The sequence below is a fragment of the Sulfolobales archaeon genome, from assembly GCA_038897115.1.
Classification (GTDB): Archaea; Thermoproteota; Thermoprotei_A; order Sulfolobales; family AG1; genus AG1.
On record JAWAXC010000049.1, the window covers coordinates 1 to 16,659 of the forward strand.

Here is a 16,659-nt window from a genome sequence, read left to right on the forward strand (position 1 = left end):
GTAAAATATATCTTAATGTGAAGAGGAAGGTTCAGCTACCCCCAGTATTTAGGTTAAGATGTCCTATATGTGGATATGAAGATGTCTATTCCCAGGGAAGCGCGGTAGAAGAAGACATATATACCTTTACGTGCCCTATATGTAAGTTGAGGTTCTTCGTTGCCCGCAAACCACCGCTTATTGTTGGGTGTCCCCATTGTAGCTCGGCTCTTCGCATAACATCTATACATGGAGAGCCTGAAGTGATAAGAGCTAATCCTAAAACCCACTCGCCAACCATTACCTCTGCCATGCTTCTAGGTGCTTTGCTAGGTGCTATATCTAGTAGATATAGACTTGGTGGAGCAATTATAGGGGGATTCATTGGAGCTCTAATAGGCGTGTTTATAGACACTCTCTCAGAACCAGAGGCAAAATACATTGAGTAATGCTGAGAGTGATGCTGATCAGAATATTGATATATAGAACCATCCCTTACTGTCCTGAAGGGCGAGGCTTTTGGTTGCAGCCTTTTCAATACCTCAGACAATGATCTATCCGATAGTTCATGACCTGCCAGCAAGATCTGTGAGCTGAGGGAGGCTATATTTTTGATACACAGCCGGGATTTGAATCCTGATAACGAGCTACTTGGAACCCTGCTATGACCATGTTTCATGTAGATAGGCGAGACCATGGAACCTAAACGACCCCTTGGTGATATGATTAACCACCATGCCTCGATCCTATCGGAAGATCATCTATAGATCCGCATTCTTATACATAAGCATCTTCAAGAGATCTTGTATCTCTTCAGCATGTAGGTCTTGTAGTAGTCATCGCTCTCCCTTATCACATCTCTCTGCTCGATCAACGGCTTATCCAATGTCACAAGATAATCTAATAGGCATTACTCTTATTTGTAAAAATACCGGTATCCATAAGATACAAGCATACCACTATAGCATCATATTTGGAAAATTCTCCAAACAGCCTCGAAAAGGTCTCCACAGCCTTCACTATAAATTTATGGTGGACAGCGGAAGGGGGTTCTCTTTCAAATGAACTTCCAACTGTGAAGCTTAGAAGAGGCCGAGCAGGAATAGAGATCCTAGATCAATATTTAGGAAATATTCTAGGCAATCACTTAATAGGATAATAGAAAGCAAGCCCAAGATCATTTCCGAGCTGAAAAACATAAGGTTCTTAATATAAAAAGGGTTCTCATTAAGATCCCAAAGAATCTCTAGAAGGCTAGAAGATCTGGGGAGCTTACATAGAAGTCTAACATATTATTTTAAATATATTATTAGATATATCTTTGATCTCTGAAGCTATCCAGCTATAGAGATAAGGCTTTTTATAAAAATCCATCCCAAGGCATCTAGAGGGGGCGGGTATGATGAGTGGCCGCTAGACAGATCCGTGAAGAACATCCGAACCTCTGACCCGACCCCGCCCCCAAAATATAGTATAGCTACACAGAGATATAAACACAAAGCCTTTTCAGCAAAAGCATCTGGGGATGCCAGTCTTCAGTATCTAATGTCAAATTCTAATACTAAATATCTGGGATATGACTTTAAAAAAGCTCCTTTTTAATGAACATGATACTATAGTATGTGATTGGAAAATGTTCTAAACATTTGAGAGAGTTCCCACGGTATCCACCTTGATCTATGTTTAGGAAATTTCCCAAATAACCTAGAGATCAAAGCTCCAAAGCTGGCCAGCACTCCTAATTACTTATTATTAATTATTTTGATTATTTATTATTTAAGGAATAACCCCTTCTAAGGGATATCAAAGCCGTGATAATCTCCTTGAAAAGGGCCTTCTAGATCTTCTGTTAGGGGGTTACCTAACAAAAGATACAGACCATGATCAATTTAAAAGGGGTCTTCACAACCGGGCTGAGGGCCATCACCACATATTTACGGTAATGGTGGGAAGGGTTTTTTCAAAGCCAGTATTTCTATCATTATTTTATTATGCTCTGCTTAGGAGTAACAGCAAGATCTCTTAAACAGATTCCTATAGTTGCTGAGCGTCCCACCGGATCTGATCCTGTGCCTCTTCTTCCTGCTAGCCAGGAAATCCTCGAAGCCTTTGTCTTACCCCAGGGTGATGTTCGGGGGTAGAGCTCCTATGAGCTTCTTAATATCTTCTTTAAAGTTATCCACGACAAATCTTATGATAAAGCTGCTTAAGATACTCATCGTTGCTTGCAAGCCTCAGGATCTCCATAGCCATGTGGTAGCTGAATGATCCCACCAGGTCTTATAACGCCTAGGGCCTCTAAAGTCCTCCTAGCACCCAGGATCTCTTTGAATTCCTACCCTGTTATGAGGTCTAGCAGAAGTCTTAGCCTATCATCATCTATCCCCTGTTATCTATTCATAAGCCTTCACATGGTAACTCTGCTCACATCGAGGACCCCTGGATCCTGTCTCTTCTATACCTGCTAACAACATACTCGAAGATCCTATACTAATCATCCTGACCAACCCTTCCAAGATCTATAGCGTCATGCCAGCAATAGCCCATGACTTCAGTGCATAGATATAGTATCATAAGGCAATATTTCTTAGCTATTTCATGGAGCCTCGCGAAACCATGAAACAATGGAATCGTTTATACTTGTTTAGGTGCCGCGGCCGGGATTTGAACCCGGGTCACGGGCTCGAGAGGCCCGCATACTTTCGGCGCAGGGCTTGTCCGGGCTATACTACCGCGGCCCTCCTCTAAAATCATATAATTGGAGACTTATAGGGCTTAACACATATAGTATCTTCTTTTTAGCTATTGAGCTAGTTTCTCTCCGACCCACTCCCCGCCCCGAGGTGTGGGGCTTTCGATTGTAAAAGTCAGCTGTGGCTTATGGGGTTAGTAGGTTTGGCCCTAAAATATTCTTTTATTCTTTATTGCCTGATTATCCTTGCTTTATTGTGCTTTTGTAAGGATTAAAAACCTTTATAGATATGGGTTGATGGGTATAGATTATGATTCTAAGTGGTGTTAGGGTTATAGAGGTTGGGCATGCTGTTGCGGGCCCTACTGCTGGGCTCATACTGGCTGATCTTGGTGCTGAGGTTATTAAGGTTGAGAGGCCTGGTTCTGGTGATCATTTTAGGGATCTGCCTGGTATGGGTTCATCTATGTTTGTCGATCTCAATAGGGGTAAGAAAAGCGTTGCTATAGATCTTAGTGATCCTAGGGGATATGAGATCTTCCTCAGGCTTGTCAGTATATCTGATGTTGTTATAGATAATCTAGATCCTGGGGCTTCTAGGAGGCTTGGGATTAGCTATGAGGCTCTCTCGAGGGTTAATCCCAGGATTATATATTGTAAGATAACAGGTTTTGGCGAGGGCCCCTATGGAGATTTGCCTGCCTATGATCCTATGCTCCAGGCTGCCTCTGGGATCATGTCTGTCACAGGATTTCCCCCAGATGGTTTTGTCAGGGCTGGTATCTCGCTGGTTGATATGAGTGGTGCCTTTCACTGTGTTATAGGTGTCCTTGCATCTCTATATAGAAGGGCTTCCACAGGCTTTGGATCCTATATAGAGGTTTCTCTATTCGATGCCGCGGTATATTATATGGGTTACTGGATAACATACTACGATCTATATGGAAGGGATCCAGAGCCTTTGGGATCAACACATATATTCGGAGCACCATATGGGCTATTTAGAGTGAGCGATGGATATGTATACATAGCTATTGTAAGTGATAAGCATTGGAGGGAGTTCTGCGAAGCACTTGGATTCATAGATCTGCTAGAAGACGCTAGGTTCAGAAGCAACCATGAGAGGGTGAGGCATAAGAAGGAGCTTGAGGAGGAGATCGGTAGAAGGCTCTCTAGATATAGCGTATCCGAGCTAATGGAGATCCTTGGAAAGAGAGGAGTTCCAATAGCACCCCTACACAGGGTGAGCACCCTTCTAAAAGACAGCCACCTAGCCTATAGAAAAATAGTTGACCAGGTCATCTGGGGTGGAAAACCGCTAAGAGTAGCTCTAAACCCAATAAAGATCGATGGTGAGAGGCCATCAGCAAGGGGTAACCCACCTCTATTGGGAGCCAATACCCTCGAGATACTCACAAAGATCCTGGGATTCTCTGTGGAAGAGGCTGAGAAGCTAAGATCAGAGGGAATTGTTTCATGGCCGTAGAGTTTTACTGGATATAGCTACTCCTTATTTCTAAAGCTTTGATCTAGAGTATGGGGGCCTGTTTTTATCGCTAGCAGCATATCCACACCATCTATAACACTTCCTAGCTTCTTCCAATACCTCCTACAGATCATCTATGATCTCATATATCCAACTTCTAGACTGGGATAAAAAATACAGTTATAGCTATAAGCTATATCTCTCAGAGCGGGAAAGGGTTAGATCCGCTTCTTACAACTGAAAGCCTCGCCCCTTTAGGGCGGGAGTGGCGAAATGCTTATAAGCTTTGCTCCACAATCCTTTTGGGCCTCGGCGGGCTAACTCCTATCTGCTATAAAACCCTATCTCTATGCCCGCAGGGGCCCCGAGCGTGATATCTTGATCAGAGCGGTGATGCTGAGGCTACTGCCAGGTGAGGGGGCTGAGGAGAGGCTGAGGAAACTATGTGATATCTCCTCAAAGCTTTGGAACGAGATCAACTATGCTAGGAGGAGAATGTTCTTCGAGACCAAAAAGTAGATCTTAAGCAAACGTATAAGGAGTTCTATGAGAGGTATAAGAAGCTGATCGGGTCTGCAACAACACAGCAGGTTCTGAACAAAAACGATGAGGCTTGGAGAGGCTTCTTCTCATCTTTGAAGGCCAAGAGGGAGGGTAGGCTACCACCATTCATAGCCAGGGTTAATCCGCCTGGATATAGGAAGAGGGGTAGGATTAGAATATTATGGACAGTCCTCAGAAATGATCAATATAGGATTGATGGTGAGTACATAGTTATCAATGGCTTAGGGGCCATAGGATCTATAAGGGTTAGATATTCAGGTAGAATACATGTTGTTGGGAGGCAGGGTAGGGCTGAGATACACTACGACGCTGATGATAAGAAATGGTATATATACATATCATACGAGGTTGAGGAGAAGATAGTCAAGGGTGGTAGCTTTAGAATCCCTCTAAAGCCCCTCGGAGATAAAGAGGCAGGCATAGATATAGGTGTTAACAATTTATTGGCTGTATATGTTGATGACGGATCTGCTTTATTGGTTAATGGAAGGCCTTTGAAGGCTATTAGCTTCTACTGGAGGGATAAGATATCAGAGTATCAAAGCATCTTGAATAGATATGGTTTTAAAACATCTAAGAGGCTTAGGAGGATTTATAAGAGGTGGAGGAAACAGATCAAGAGCTATATTGACTGGGCTGTTAGGAACACGATAGAATGGCTATACCACAGCGGTGTAAGGAAGATATATGTTGGTCATCCGAAATACGCTTCTCAAGAGCCTAATAAGGGTTCTAAGATTAACTTCGAGATTATCCATATATGGAGCTATGGATATCTATTGAGAAGATTGAGAGATGTTGCTGAGGAATACGGTATAGAGGTTGAACATGTAGATGAGGAAAACACATCCAGAACATGCCCAATATGCAGGACTATAGAGAATCACGAGAGAATATCGAGAGGGCTATTCAAATGCTACAAGCATAACATCGTATTCAACGCAGACCTCGTGGGAGCATTCAACATACTAGCTAAAAAGAAGACCATAACCCCGAGCCCCACCCTAACCGGGGTAGGGGTAACACGCCTAAGACCGGGCGAGAGGCTGAACCGAGCAATAGCTCGGGATGTAGCCCAAACCTCCCCACCCTAGGGGTAACCCTCACCCTTCAGGGCGGGGAGGAGGTCAGAGAGCTCCTCTATATCTTCTACACATATCCTCTATATCTTCTGCACTTATTATGAGGAACTCCTCAGAGTCTCCTTGTTCTATTTTAAAGCCCATGTTATCTAAGAGATCTGGAGATCTTTTTAGAGCCTCCTCCAAGGCATCCATGAATCTAGGGTAATGCTCTGTAGATTGATATAGTGTGAATAGGGCGTAAAGAGATATCCTAATCTTTCTCTGCCCTGTTATCGATATATAGTCGAGGATATCTCTACACTTTCTATCTAGATATAGTTGGATTGTTCTTTTAACCAACTCTATAGGATCTTCCTCTTCCACGATATCCTCCTAGGGATCTTCTTATCATGGCTTTTAAGAGCAATATGATTGGAAGCTTTCCTTTACTTTGAATTTGATTATATTGATATTGTTCTTCGTTGTAGATCTATATATTTTTAAGCATCACCTATATAATAGACTTAGAGGATGTATTTTGCCTGTAGTGATCGATGTTAGGCCTTCTCCGAGGGAGTTAGCTGCTGCTGTGAGATCCTCCCTAGGTCTTGAGGCATCGGATATGGTGATGATCAACGCCTCTATTATTGATGTATGGAGGGGGGAAATTGTTGAGGGGGTTGAGATAGCTGTTAAAGGTAGGATTATATCTTGTGTTGGTAGGTGTTCAAGATCTAGAGGTTCTAGCACTAAGATCGTGGATCTCAGGGGATCCATAGTAGCACCGGGCTTTATAGATGCCCACACACATATTGAGAGCACCTTTCTAAGACCCTCTGAATTCTCCAAAGCAGTTATATCCAGGGGTACAACAGCTGTTTTCGCAGATCCCCATGAAATAGCTAATGTAGCTGGTTTCGAAGGGCTTAGATATATGGCTGGGGAGCTATCTAGAACACCCCTCAAAGCCTTCCTATTGATACCCCCTAACGTGCCAGCAAGCCTTAGAGCCCCGGGGGTTGGCGGTGCTCTGCTAAGATATGATGAGGTTATTGATAAGATGGATCTCTTCTCAGGGGTTGGCGAGGTTATGGATATAGGTTCTCTTCTCGATGGGGATGAGAGGTTTATAGAGTATGCCTCGAGGCTATCTATGGCAGGGATTATCCAGGGGCATGCTGCTGTCTTGAGGGGTGAGGATCTAGATGCATATGCATCCCTAGCAATTGGAAACGATCATGAGGTCACAGAGTGGGGGGAGCTTATCGAGAGGCTATCCAAGGGGATTATTCCTATTGTTAGATATGGCTCCAGCTGGAGGGATCTTGAGAGGCTCTACAAAGCTATCCAGGAGTATTCACCCCTAATCCCAGTTGCTACAGATGATATCCACGCCCTGCATATAGCTAGGGAGGGTCATCTAGATAGAGCTGTTAGAAGGGCTATAGAGCTCGGTGTAGATCCTGTAAAGGCTATAGCAAGCGTTACACTGGCTCCAGCTATTCTCTATGGTATGCAGAGGTGGATAGGATCTATAGCGCCGGGGAGATATGCAGATCTAGTTGTGATGGAAGATCTTGAGAGGGTTAGGATAAAAGATGTCTATATAGACGGGGATCTCGTGGCAAGTAATTATAGATATATAGCACCATCCCAAGGAGATCCTAACGATATACCGGGTAGCGTCTCCAATACGGTGAAGATTGTGTGGCCGCCAAAGATCTCTCTAGAGATTCAGAGGAATTGTAGGGAGGCTTTGGTGAGGGTTATAAAGCCGATCCACGGCACAACATTAACTAAGGAGGAGAGGAGAGTAATACCATGTGGGGGAGATGTTGTTAAGGAGGTTTCAGATAGCAAGTTACTATATGTAACATCTATAAATAGATATGGTGTTAGCAGCAGCTACACCGCCTTGTTAGAAGGTATAGAGCTGGATGGGGCGATAGCATCCACTGTTTCCCATGATAGCCATAATATAATAGCTGTTGGGAGCTCGCTAGGCGATATAATGACTGCTGTGAAGGCGATAGTGGGTAGTGGTGGGGGAATTTCGCTGGCCTCAAGAGGTAGGGTTGAGGCTTTGGTAGAGCTTGGTATAGCGGGGCTCATGTCTAGGAAGGGATATCTAGAGGTTGTAGGTGATCTTGAGAAGATGTTTAGAGCCCTTGAGGAGAGGGGTTTTGAAAGGCCTGAGGGTATTTTGCTGGAGATACAGCTTCTAAGTTTAACAGTAATCCCTGAGATCAGGATCACAGATAGAGGGCTATACCTGGTTTCAAGGAGAGAGGTGGCTGATCTCGTTATCAGCTATAACTAGATCCCTCTACACGGGTTATCTATATTTTTAAGTAGCCAGCCATATATAGATATAGCTGGTGCTGGGATTGTCGAGAGCGAGGATCCCTGGTAGGGAGAAGTGGAAGTATAAGAAGTGGTATGTAGTTGTAGCCCCGCCCCTATTTGGCGAGGTAGAGATAGGCACCATACCCGCGGATGAGGATTGGAAGGTAATTGGTAGAACTGTTGAGGTCACTATGTATGAGCTCACGGGCGATATATCGCAGCTCCACATAAGATTCAAATTCCAGGTGATAGGTGTTGATGGTGATAGGGCTATAACTAGGTTCAAGATGCTGGAGCTAGCTAGGGACTATCTTAGAAGCCTTACCAGGAGGAAGAGTAGCAAGGTAGCTGGTATAATAAACCTCACCACAAAGGATGGCTATGGAATAAGGGTTACAGCTGTTACATTCACAACATATAGGTGTAAGGCTTCCCAGAAGAGGGCTATGAGGAAGATAATGTTTAACATACTAACCAAAGAGGCATCGGAGAAGACGCTGGATGAGTTTATAAAGGCATCTCTAGGTGAGATCCAGAATAAGATCTTCCAGGAGGCTAAGAAGATCTATCCTATAAGAAAGGTGGAGATAGCCAAGATAAAGCTTCTAGCAATACCAACACCATCAGGCCCTGTAAAGGCCGTGGTTGTCCCCCAAAGGCCTACATAGAGATCTCCTATAGATTAGCAGAAGGTTTCGTTAAGAATATGTGGCGGGCCCGCCGGGATTTGAACCCGGGACTTCCGCCCAGCTCTTCCTGGTCTACGGGTTAAGAGCCCGCCGCTCTACCGGGCTGAGCTACGGGCCCAGCACCATATGAATAATATGTTTAGGGCTCTTATAGGGCTTTGCTGTAGCTTTTTTCGTCTACTGTCGAACTGATCTACCTGTTAGGATGCTTTTAGCTGTTAACATCGCTATGGGTGCTGCAGATGCTATAGTTAGGTATCCTCCTATTGAGATCATATCCCTATATGTATTTGCGAGAGCGGATGCCACCATGGGGCCTACAAGATTTCCTAGATCGAACATCGCTGTATATATAGCAGATGCTAATCCCCTACGCTCCTGTGGGATCCCGGTTATAGCTATGATCTGTAGCGATGGTATAGCTAGCCCCGCGCCTATGCCTGTTAATATTCCATAATATAGTATATTTATTGAGAGAGGATCTAAGGAGATCGCTAGATAGCCCATGGAAACCATCGCTATACCCAGCATTGCGGTACCTTCTACAGATAATATCTTCAGAATATATCTAAATGTTAACCTCGATAGAAGGTTGAAACCTGCCATTAATGTGAAGTAGATAGCTATTATAGAGGCTCCAAGCCCTGCTTGCTTATGGTATGCTGGTAAGAAGAGAGATAAACACATATATGAGGAGCTGTAGAGGAGTAGAGATATGAGCGCGGTTAAGAAGTTTCTGCTTAAGAATAGCTCGCCGTTAGATTGCTGTCTCTCCTCACGAATCACGTTATATGTGAATCTATTACCTCCTATAAGCAATACAAGGATTGCTGATATAGCTCCAAGAACTGAGGAGTATGCGAAAAGAGCCTTATAGCCTAGATGCTGAGAAATATATCCTCCAAGGGCTGGTCCCAAGGCGAAAGAGATGCCTGTAACTGTGTTCCTCCATGCGAGGGAGCTTATAACCCTATCCTTATCACCGATCGCTGCTGCTTGGAAAGAAGCCGGTATAAATATAGCTACAGCGACCCCCTGAACGAATCTACCAGCATATAGAGCCTCCATATTGGTGGATATGAAATATATAGCCTGGGCTATAGATGATATAGCGGCCCCAAATATAAGAAGCCTCTGTGTCCAACCCCTATCAGCTAGTATGCCAGAGACAAGCCTGAAGGTAATAGCTGATGCAGCGAAGAAGGGCCCTAGAAGAGCTATCATAGCCTCTGTAGCACCCAGCTCAACAGCATATTGCGAGAGATATGGAGCAACGCTATGGATTGTTAGGAAAAAACATAGGGTTGCTAGATTTAGCAAAACCTCCTCCCTATATATCGCAAGCTTATCTAGAAAACCTTCTCGGATCTTCCTACCCTTCGAACCTATATTAGCTATGGTCTTACCACTTAAAAACCCCATAGATCTAGCTAAAAAAGGTGAGAGAGACATTATAGCCACATGTTCTAACATGAGGTGCCAGCTTAAAAGCTACGCGCTCAATCTCTTCCCTATCATAGGATGCTGAGCCCTAGAGTGTTTCACAGATCTATTTGTGGGATCTTGGTAGGAGGAGGTGTAGAAGTGATGTCTATAACTTATATATAATAGCTATATGTAAACAATATCGAGGTGTGGCTAAAATAACAGATATGATCGAGGCTATAGAGGTTAGGAGGATAGATAGATTTAGCGAGCTCTTTATAGAGAATATATCGAGGGAGCTGTGCTCTAAGAAATTCCTAGTAATAATGATAAGGGTTATGGAGCAAGAGCAACTAGATAAGGTGGTTAAATCTCTCATGAGGAAGGGTATATCTATTTTTGCAGCCGATAATATAGATAATATCGTTAGGCTATACATTACAAAAAGATCTAAAGCGGAGTGTCGATAGAGATATCTCTCTACTCATATAAAAATTATAGTTGCTGTGAAAGGGATATGTTGTGTCTAGGAAATTATTGTGGTATTGCATATCAAAATTATGTATCTCTTTTAGAGCGGATAGAGGGTCAGGTTTTAAGATTGCTAGCATTAGTATCTTATGAGGCATGATATATGGGATCAAGAGTATACCTAGGATTCCCTGTGGCTTTTCTCCTAGTTCTAAGCCTCTTAGAAGCCATAGGACTATCATATGCTGGTGAGGAACCCTCAGCTGCTTTTGAAAAACTATCACTGTCAGAAGCTGTTAGAAAGCTTGTCTCAGGAGGTGTTTTGATGAGGGAGGAAATTGGGGTAGCTAAGCTTAGACTGAATAGCGAGGAATCTGCTAGAGGGATTAGCGCGAGCTTTCCCCCCTTACAGTCTACACTACCGAATCTCCAGTCTCCAAGATTGTCTATGCTTGAGCAGAGCATCTTTGGCTCTAATATAAGGGTTACAAGGGATTCTCCCCACTACTACCCCTTCGAGAACGAGCCCTCGATTGTTGTAAACCCTGCTAACCCCTCTAACATAGTTGTTGCTTCACATGACTATAGCGATCCTAACTATATTGTTGGGATATCTGTATATAGATCATTCGATGGGGGCAAGACGTGGCTGGGCCCTGCTAGGATGGTGCCGACATATGGAGATTCTCTGAGCGATCCTTCCCTAGCTGCTGGCAGAGATGGCACGATATATCTGGCATATCTCTCGGTAGGCGCCTTTTCAGAAATAACTCTTGCCATATCTAGAGATGGGGGTGCTACGTGGGATACTGTGAGGGTTCTCAACTATAGCACATCGGCTTTCTATGACAAGCCTTGGATCGCTGTGGGGCCTGATCCCTCGAACCCTATGAGGGATAACATATATATAACATATACAGAGTTTAAAGGGTATTTCGAGGTGAATCTAAGTATAAAGATCATGGTCTCTAGGGATGGTGGGAGAACCTTCGAAGGACCCTACAACGTTAGCTGGGAGGGTAGATATCCAGATGTTCTTGTTCAGTGGTCATACCCAGTTGTAGATCTCAAGGGGATTCTCTATGTAAGCTTCTTCGGAGCCAAGGTTGAAAGGGGTGTATATGGTGAAAGGGTTATACAGGGGATATGGGTTGCTAGATCTGTTGATGGGGGTAGAACATTTTCGGAACCTGTTCTAGCTGCTGAGACACATTGGTGGTTCCCATACTATTCAGGCCCCTATGGCTTTAGATGGATAGTCCCCACACCAGCAACGGCTGTGGGGTCTGATGGGACTATATATATAGCTTATGAGGATGATCCAGATGGTCCTGAGGGCCCGGATATGGGTGATATATTCCTAGTGATCTCCAGGGATGGTGGGATGACTTGGAGCAAGCCCAAGAGAATCAATGATGATGAGGGCTACGCAACACAGTTCTTCCCAATGATAGCTATTAGAAAGAGCGATGGCTCTATACATATAGCCTGGGGAGATAAGAGGTTAGATCCAAGTGGTGTGGGATATGATATATACTACACATATTCTAGGGATGATGGGGAGACATTTGCTAAGAATATAAGGGTTACCGATATAACGGTTAACCCGATGTATGGCATACCATTCTTCATAGGAGACTATTTCGGAATGGCTGTATCTGATGACAATGTATATATAGTGTGGACTGATAGTAGGAGAGGCTCTCTAGCATTTGTCCCCGGTGCATATAGGGATGCAGCGCTTAACCAGGATATATACATAGCATTTATAGGGCAGAGGGATAGGCCTTCTATATCTATAACACCAGAGGATATAGAGAGTGGGCATTCAAATATAATAGCTATAGAGGGAAGGGGGTTCCCGAGAGAGGCTAGGCTGGGGATATCTATAGGATCTATGATAGTTAATAAGGAGGTTTGGAGCGATTCAAGCGGATCTTTTAAGATATATCTCAACATAGACTCATTACCACCTGGAAACATATCGATCCAGATCTTCGATCCCACAAATGGCTATATCATAGCATCCAAGGGCATCTCGATAACTCCAAATAGCCTCCTCACAGCCATATCAAGCCAGATAGCCGGGGGATTCACCAACATATCAGCTATGCTGAGTTCTATAGGGGCGCGGCTCATAGCTGTTGAGAATGGGCTAGCACTTGTGAACACATCTCTCGGCATCCTAAGACTTGATCTTAAGAGTATAAATGGATCTATAGCTAAGCTAGACGGCGATATAGCAATGCTATCTACGGATCTAGGTGTTCTTAAGGTTAGGGTAGATGATCTCGGTGCTAGGGTTGTCAACATATCAGGAGATCTAGCGGTTGTGAGAACATCAGTAGGAGATATCGTTGGGAGGGTCTCAGCTATACAGGGGAACTTCGCAACAGTTATAACAGATCTAGGTGTTATAAGGGCTAGGGTGGATGATAACATTGCTAGGAGTATGAATATTGAGGCGAGGATCTCAACCCTCGAGGGGATCTATATACCTCTGCTCCTCATCCTCCAAGCAGTAACAATAGCTCTTCTAGCCCTTATAATATTTAGAAGAAGGGCTGGTGCAAAGCCCGAAACATAGCCGGTGAGCTATATGGTGCACTACTACCCGCTATCTAAGAAAGAGCTTAAGGATCTCCTAAAAACATCTAGAGAGGTTTTCAAATGCTCTGTAGAAAGGTTCTCAGAGGGCTATATAGTCTTTATCGAGGATACCGGTGCAACTGTATATATAGCTGATAAGATCCCCGTCATGGTTCAGCTAAAGACCAGGGAGAAGCTGCCAGCAATACATCTACTCAATAGAGGTATATGCGAGATCCCATATGTCACAGTGGATCAGGGGGCTGTACCTAGGATCCTAAATGGAGCCGATGTAATGGCCCCAGGTATTATAGAGCTATCACAATTCCCCCAAGGGGCTTTGGTAGGTGTTAGAGAGCCCCAGAGAAAGGCCTTCATAGCAGTTGGCAAAGCCCTGATGAGCTCTGAGGAGATATCTAGTGTTAAAAGGGGGAGGGCTATAAAGAGTCTCCACCATGTTGGAGACAAGATATGGGAGGGTATTATAGAGACGCTGATAAAGATGCAATGATGAAGAATAAAAGCCTAGGATCAAAAATAAGTTGAACTTAAAAATCTCAGCCCAAATAGGGTTGTAGCAATATTATTTATGAGGGATGTTTATGGGTCTAAGCGATGAGTATGTGGATGTGCATGAGGGTGGGGAGCTCTCATGGATGCAGAGGATATCAGATATTGTTAAGATATATGGCCATAGGATAGAGGCTCATGGAGATGCTGCGAGGATTGTTATTGGCGACACATCCATAGATATAGGGCCTTTCGAGGGGAAGATCTGTTTCCAAGCCCATCTCGAGCTCCCAGTTAGTCATAGCTCGGGAGCACAGCTTGAAGATCTTGTTGCAAGGGTTGAGAAGGTTTATAGAGCTGTCTATAGCATTGATGGGCCTTTTACATATGTGCTAGATGACTCCCTAGGGGACTTCGGTGTTGTCCATATAATGAAATGCTATGATAGGCCTGAGAGCCTTATAAGGGATTTGGAGGCTATGCTTAAAAACCTCTCATAGGATCTACTGAACCACCATATATGCTATCATAGCATAGTGGCCGAAGCCGCAGAGCTCCGCACATACTATGATGTATTGTCCTGGCTTATCCACCTTCACCCATAAAGTGTTTATATAGCCTGGTATTGCATCCATTTTAAGACCTAGCTCTGGGACGAAGAAGCTGTGTGCAACATCCCTACTAGTTATGTCAAGCCTATAGAGCTTCCCCTTCTCAAGGTAGAGTGTCCCTACAGAGGTGGTTCCATTTGGATATATGAATCTCCAGCCGAACTGGAAAGCCTCAACCCTTATCACCGTATATGGCTCTCTAACCTCTGTGCTGGGGGCCCAGAGAACCTCGAGCCCCTGTATCGAGATCACGGCTAGGTATGCTAGGATTACTGATGTAGCTACTATAGTTACTATCTCGAAGATCCTTAGGATCCTCTCCCTACTATGCTCCATAGCCCTAGAGCTCAGCCTCCTCACCCCTAGCCCTGAACTTGATTACGAAGAATATAAGTGTTCCTGCGAACACGCTGAAGACGCTCATAGCTAGTATGTATGTTATCTGGTAGGCTGCATTTATTATCCTAGTTTGAGGGGATATATCAGGGCTTCTCAAAATACCCCAAGAGCCGACATACATGCTGATAAGGAATACAGCTACAATGCATAGGATCCATATAGCATAGTCAGCCCCGCTGAGAACCCTCTGCCCCTGCTTCTTCTCCATATATAGCCCCTATATATACTCATCGCTGGACTATTAAATTTAGCACTCAATAACATGATCCCTGGATGAAAATGCTTTAAACCGGAAGCCAATATCTCTAATTCAAGCTTAAGAATAGATCCTGTAGAGAGCTTCCATGAGATTTGGTTCAACATATACAGCTCTATACAACAGTATATAAGGGTATTTAAGGAGGCACACATTAGTAATGTCAGAAGTGGGTGTCCATATGGCTCATGGCCATCCCATAGCTGGGGGAGAGGTTTTGGAGCATGAGAAGCCTTTCTATAAAAGTCTAAGGGGTATTCTAACAACCACCCACCATACTAATATAGGTATTATGTATATTTCTGTGGCTCTGATAAACCTCTTGCTAGCCGGTATTTCTGCCTTCTTGATAAGGCTACAGCTCGCCGGTATAGATGTGACTGATCCCAATAGATATCTTGCTATTGTAACACTCCACGGGACTATGATGATCTTCTTTGTTGTTATGCCCTTCTTCGCAGGTATAGGTAACTATATACTGCCTAGAATGGTTGGTGCGCCAGATCTCTATTGGCCCAAGATAAATGCCCTTGGCTTCTGGATGTTCTCCTCCAGCTCTGTTCTAATGTGGCTAACCCTCTTGGACGCCCAGAACCTCCAGATAGGCTGGACAGGCTATGCGCCTCTCTCTGTTAGGCTTCCAGGCTATGCTGTGGATCTATGGGCTCTAAGCCTGTTCCTAGCCGGTATATCCTCTATACTCGGTGCTGTTAACTTCTTCCTAACCGTTATGAGGCTTAGAAACCCGAGCCTGAAGATCTCGAGGCTACCTCTATTTGTATGGGCTTTCCTAGGGGCGCAGCTGATAATACTATACGCCCTACCACCGTTTGGAATGGTTCTAGCGATGATCTTTCTCGAGAGGAATCTAGGGATGCCGTTCTTCGATCCGAGATATGGTGGGGATGCTATTCTATACCAGCATATATTCTGGTTCATGGGCCATCCAGAGGTATATGTGCTTGTCCTCCCAGCTATGGGGATAGTCTCTGAGATACTGCCTAGAATGGCTAGAAGATCTATATATGGCTATAAAGCCATAGCTGTCTCCTCGATAATGATAACGCTTATGAGCTTCTTCGTATGGGCCCACCACATGTTCACAGTAGGCCTGGGGATAACTACCGCTGTTCCATTCATGATCGCAACGATGGCCATAGCTATACCCTCTGGTATAAAGGTGTTCAACTGGACAGTAAGTCTCTATAATTCCAGAATATGGCTTAGAACACCAATGCTCTATGTCCTAGGATTCCTGGCGTTCTTCATAATAGGTGGTATAACAGGTGTCTTCTTCCCAGTAGTGCCGGTAGACATAAGCTTCCAAGACACATACTTCGTTCTAGGGCACTTCCACTATGTTGTTAACGCCATATTCATGGCTATAGCTGCTGCGCTCTTCTACTACTTCCCATATATGACTGGGAAGATGTATAGCGAGACACTTGGAAGGCTGAGCGCGATCCTATACACGATAGGGGGTGCGATAACATATACATCAATGCTTAGCCTAGGCTATCTAGGGATGCCGAGGAGGTATTACCAGCCACCGCCTTTGCCGGGGATGGAGGAGTTCCA

The 16,659-nt window shown here is 44.3% G+C and carries 15 protein-coding genes and 2 tRNA genes; 11 read left to right on the forward strand and 6 right to left on the reverse strand.

The window, feature by feature from the left end; translation table 11 throughout:
• Nucleotides 1-428, forward strand: a 428-nt coding sequence (locus QXE01_07405) for a hypothetical protein (GenBank protein MEM4971060.1), incomplete at its 5' end; no start/stop codon positions are given.
• Between the two features lie 2,200 nt (nt 429-2,628).
• Here QXE01_07405 and QXE01_07410 read toward each other — a convergent pair.
• Nucleotides 2,629-2,717 (reverse strand) — tRNA-Glu (locus QXE01_07410).
• A 264-nt stretch (nt 2,718-2,981) separates the two neighbouring features.
• Between QXE01_07410 and QXE01_07415 the strand changes: the two genes are divergently transcribed.
• The 3 genes from QXE01_07415 to QXE01_07425 all read left to right on the forward strand — a co-directional run bounded on the left by QXE01_07415 (nt 2,982) and on the right by QXE01_07425 (nt 5,815).
• Nucleotides 2,982-4,157, forward strand: a complete 1,176-nt coding sequence (locus QXE01_07415) for a CaiB/BaiF CoA-transferase family protein (protein MEM4971061.1) — start codon at nt 2,982-2,984, stop codon at nt 4,155-4,157.
• A gap of 378 nt (nt 4,158-4,535) precedes the next feature.
• On the forward strand, nt 4,536-4,676 hold the full coding sequence (locus QXE01_07420; GenBank protein ID MEM4971062.1) for a hypothetical protein: 141 nt from the start codon (nt 4,536-4,538) through the stop codon (nt 4,674-4,676).
• Nucleotides 4,677-4,723: 47 nt separating this feature from the next.
• Entirely contained in the window at nt 4,724-5,815 is a 1,092-nt protein-coding gene (locus QXE01_07425; GenBank protein ID MEM4971063.1) for a transposase, read from the forward strand.
• A 33-nt stretch (nt 5,816-5,848) separates the two neighbouring features.
• On the opposite strand, the gene QXE01_07430 is transcribed toward QXE01_07425, so the two are convergent.
• Nucleotides 5,849-6,169, reverse strand: a complete 321-nt coding sequence (locus tag QXE01_07430) for a hypothetical protein (GenBank protein ID MEM4971064.1) — start codon at nt 6,167-6,169, stop codon at nt 5,849-5,851.
• 163 nt (nt 6,170-6,332) lie between these two features.
• Between QXE01_07430 and QXE01_07435 the strand changes: the two genes are divergently transcribed.
• Nucleotides 6,333-8,105: an adenine deaminase C-terminal domain-containing protein gene (locus QXE01_07435; GenBank protein MEM4971065.1), complete on the forward strand. Its 1,773-nt coding sequence runs from the start codon at nt 6,333-6,335 to the stop codon at nt 8,103-8,105.
• A 67-nt stretch (nt 8,106-8,172) separates the two neighbouring features.
• A complete protein-coding gene (locus QXE01_07440) occupies nt 8,173-8,799 on the forward strand; it encodes a 30S ribosomal protein S3ae (GenBank protein ID MEM4971066.1) in 627 nt (208 codons plus the stop codon).
• A gap of 41 nt (nt 8,800-8,840) precedes the next feature.
• On the opposite strand, the gene QXE01_07445 is transcribed toward QXE01_07440, so the two are convergent.
• Nucleotides 8,841-8,938 (reverse strand) — tRNA-Lys (locus QXE01_07445).
• A 59-nt stretch (nt 8,939-8,997) separates the two neighbouring features.
• A complete protein-coding gene (locus tag QXE01_07450) occupies nt 8,998-10,272 on the reverse strand; it encodes an MFS transporter (protein MEM4971067.1) in 1,275 nt (424 codons plus the stop codon).
• Between the two features lie 101 nt (nt 10,273-10,373).
• On the opposite strand from QXE01_07450, the gene QXE01_07455 reads away from it, so the two are divergent.
• The 4 genes from QXE01_07455 to QXE01_07470 all read left to right on the forward strand — a co-directional run bounded on the left by QXE01_07455 (nt 10,374) and on the right by QXE01_07470 (nt 14,315).
• Complete coding sequence (locus QXE01_07455; GenBank protein MEM4971068.1) at nt 10,374-10,715, forward strand: hypothetical protein; 342 nt, start codon at nt 10,374-10,376, stop codon at nt 10,713-10,715.
• Nucleotides 10,716-10,879: 164 nt separating this feature from the next.
• Nucleotides 10,880-13,303: a sialidase family protein gene (locus QXE01_07460; GenBank protein ID MEM4971069.1), complete on the forward strand. Its 2,424-nt coding sequence runs from the start codon at nt 10,880-10,882 to the stop codon at nt 13,301-13,303.
• A 12-nt stretch (nt 13,304-13,315) separates the two neighbouring features.
• Nucleotides 13,316-13,816 carry a PUA domain-containing protein gene (locus QXE01_07465; GenBank protein ID MEM4971070.1) on the forward strand — a complete coding sequence of 167 codons (501 nt, stop codon included), beginning with the start codon at nt 13,316-13,318 and terminating at the stop codon, nt 13,814-13,816.
• A gap of 91 nt (nt 13,817-13,907) precedes the next feature.
• Nucleotides 13,908-14,315, forward strand: coding sequence for a hypothetical protein (locus QXE01_07470; protein ID MEM4971071.1), 408 nt, complete (start codon nt 13,908-13,910; stop codon nt 14,313-14,315).
• Between the two features lie 3 nt (nt 14,316-14,318).
• Here QXE01_07470 and QXE01_07475 read toward each other — a convergent pair whose 3' ends face one another.
• Both QXE01_07475 and QXE01_07480 read right to left on the reverse strand, forming a co-directional pair.
• Entirely contained in the window at nt 14,319-14,786 is a 468-nt protein-coding gene (locus QXE01_07475; GenBank protein ID MEM4971072.1) for a cytochrome c oxidase subunit II, read from the reverse strand.
• Complete coding sequence (locus QXE01_07480; GenBank protein MEM4971073.1) at nt 14,767-15,033, reverse strand: hypothetical protein; 267 nt, start codon at nt 15,031-15,033, stop codon at nt 14,767-14,769. The genes QXE01_07475 and QXE01_07480 overlap by 20 nt, the downstream gene beginning before the upstream one ends.
• A gap of 229 nt (nt 15,034-15,262) precedes the next feature.
• Between QXE01_07480 and QXE01_07485 the strand changes: the two genes are divergently transcribed.
• Nucleotides 15,263-16,659 (forward strand): cbb3-type cytochrome c oxidase subunit I (locus QXE01_07485; protein ID MEM4971074.1); only part of this gene is annotated, 1,397 nt, incomplete at its 3' end.

Bases quoted from the DNA above. Each gene is read 5' to 3' on its own strand.
- QXE01_07415 (MEM4971061.1), top strand. From the start codon at position 2,982: ATGATTCTAAGTGGTGTTAGGGTTATAGAGGTTGGGCATGCTGTTGCG.
- QXE01_07450 (MEM4971067.1), bottom strand. From the start codon at position 10,272: ATGTCTCTCTCACCTTTTTTAGCTAGATCTATGGGGTTTTTAAGTGGT.
- QXE01_07460 (MEM4971069.1), top strand. From the start codon at position 10,880: ATGGGATCAAGAGTATACCTAGGATTCCCTGTGGCTTTTCTCCTAGTT.
- QXE01_07465 (MEM4971070.1), top strand. From the start codon at position 13,316: ATGGTGCACTACTACCCGCTATCTAAGAAAGAGCTTAAGGATCTCCTA.
- QXE01_07470 (MEM4971071.1), top strand. From the start codon at position 13,908: ATGGGTCTAAGCGATGAGTATGTGGATGTGCATGAGGGTGGGGAGCTC.
- QXE01_07480 (MEM4971073.1), bottom strand. From the start codon at position 15,033: ATGGAGAAGAAGCAGGGGCAGAGGGTTCTCAGCGGGGCTGACTATGCT.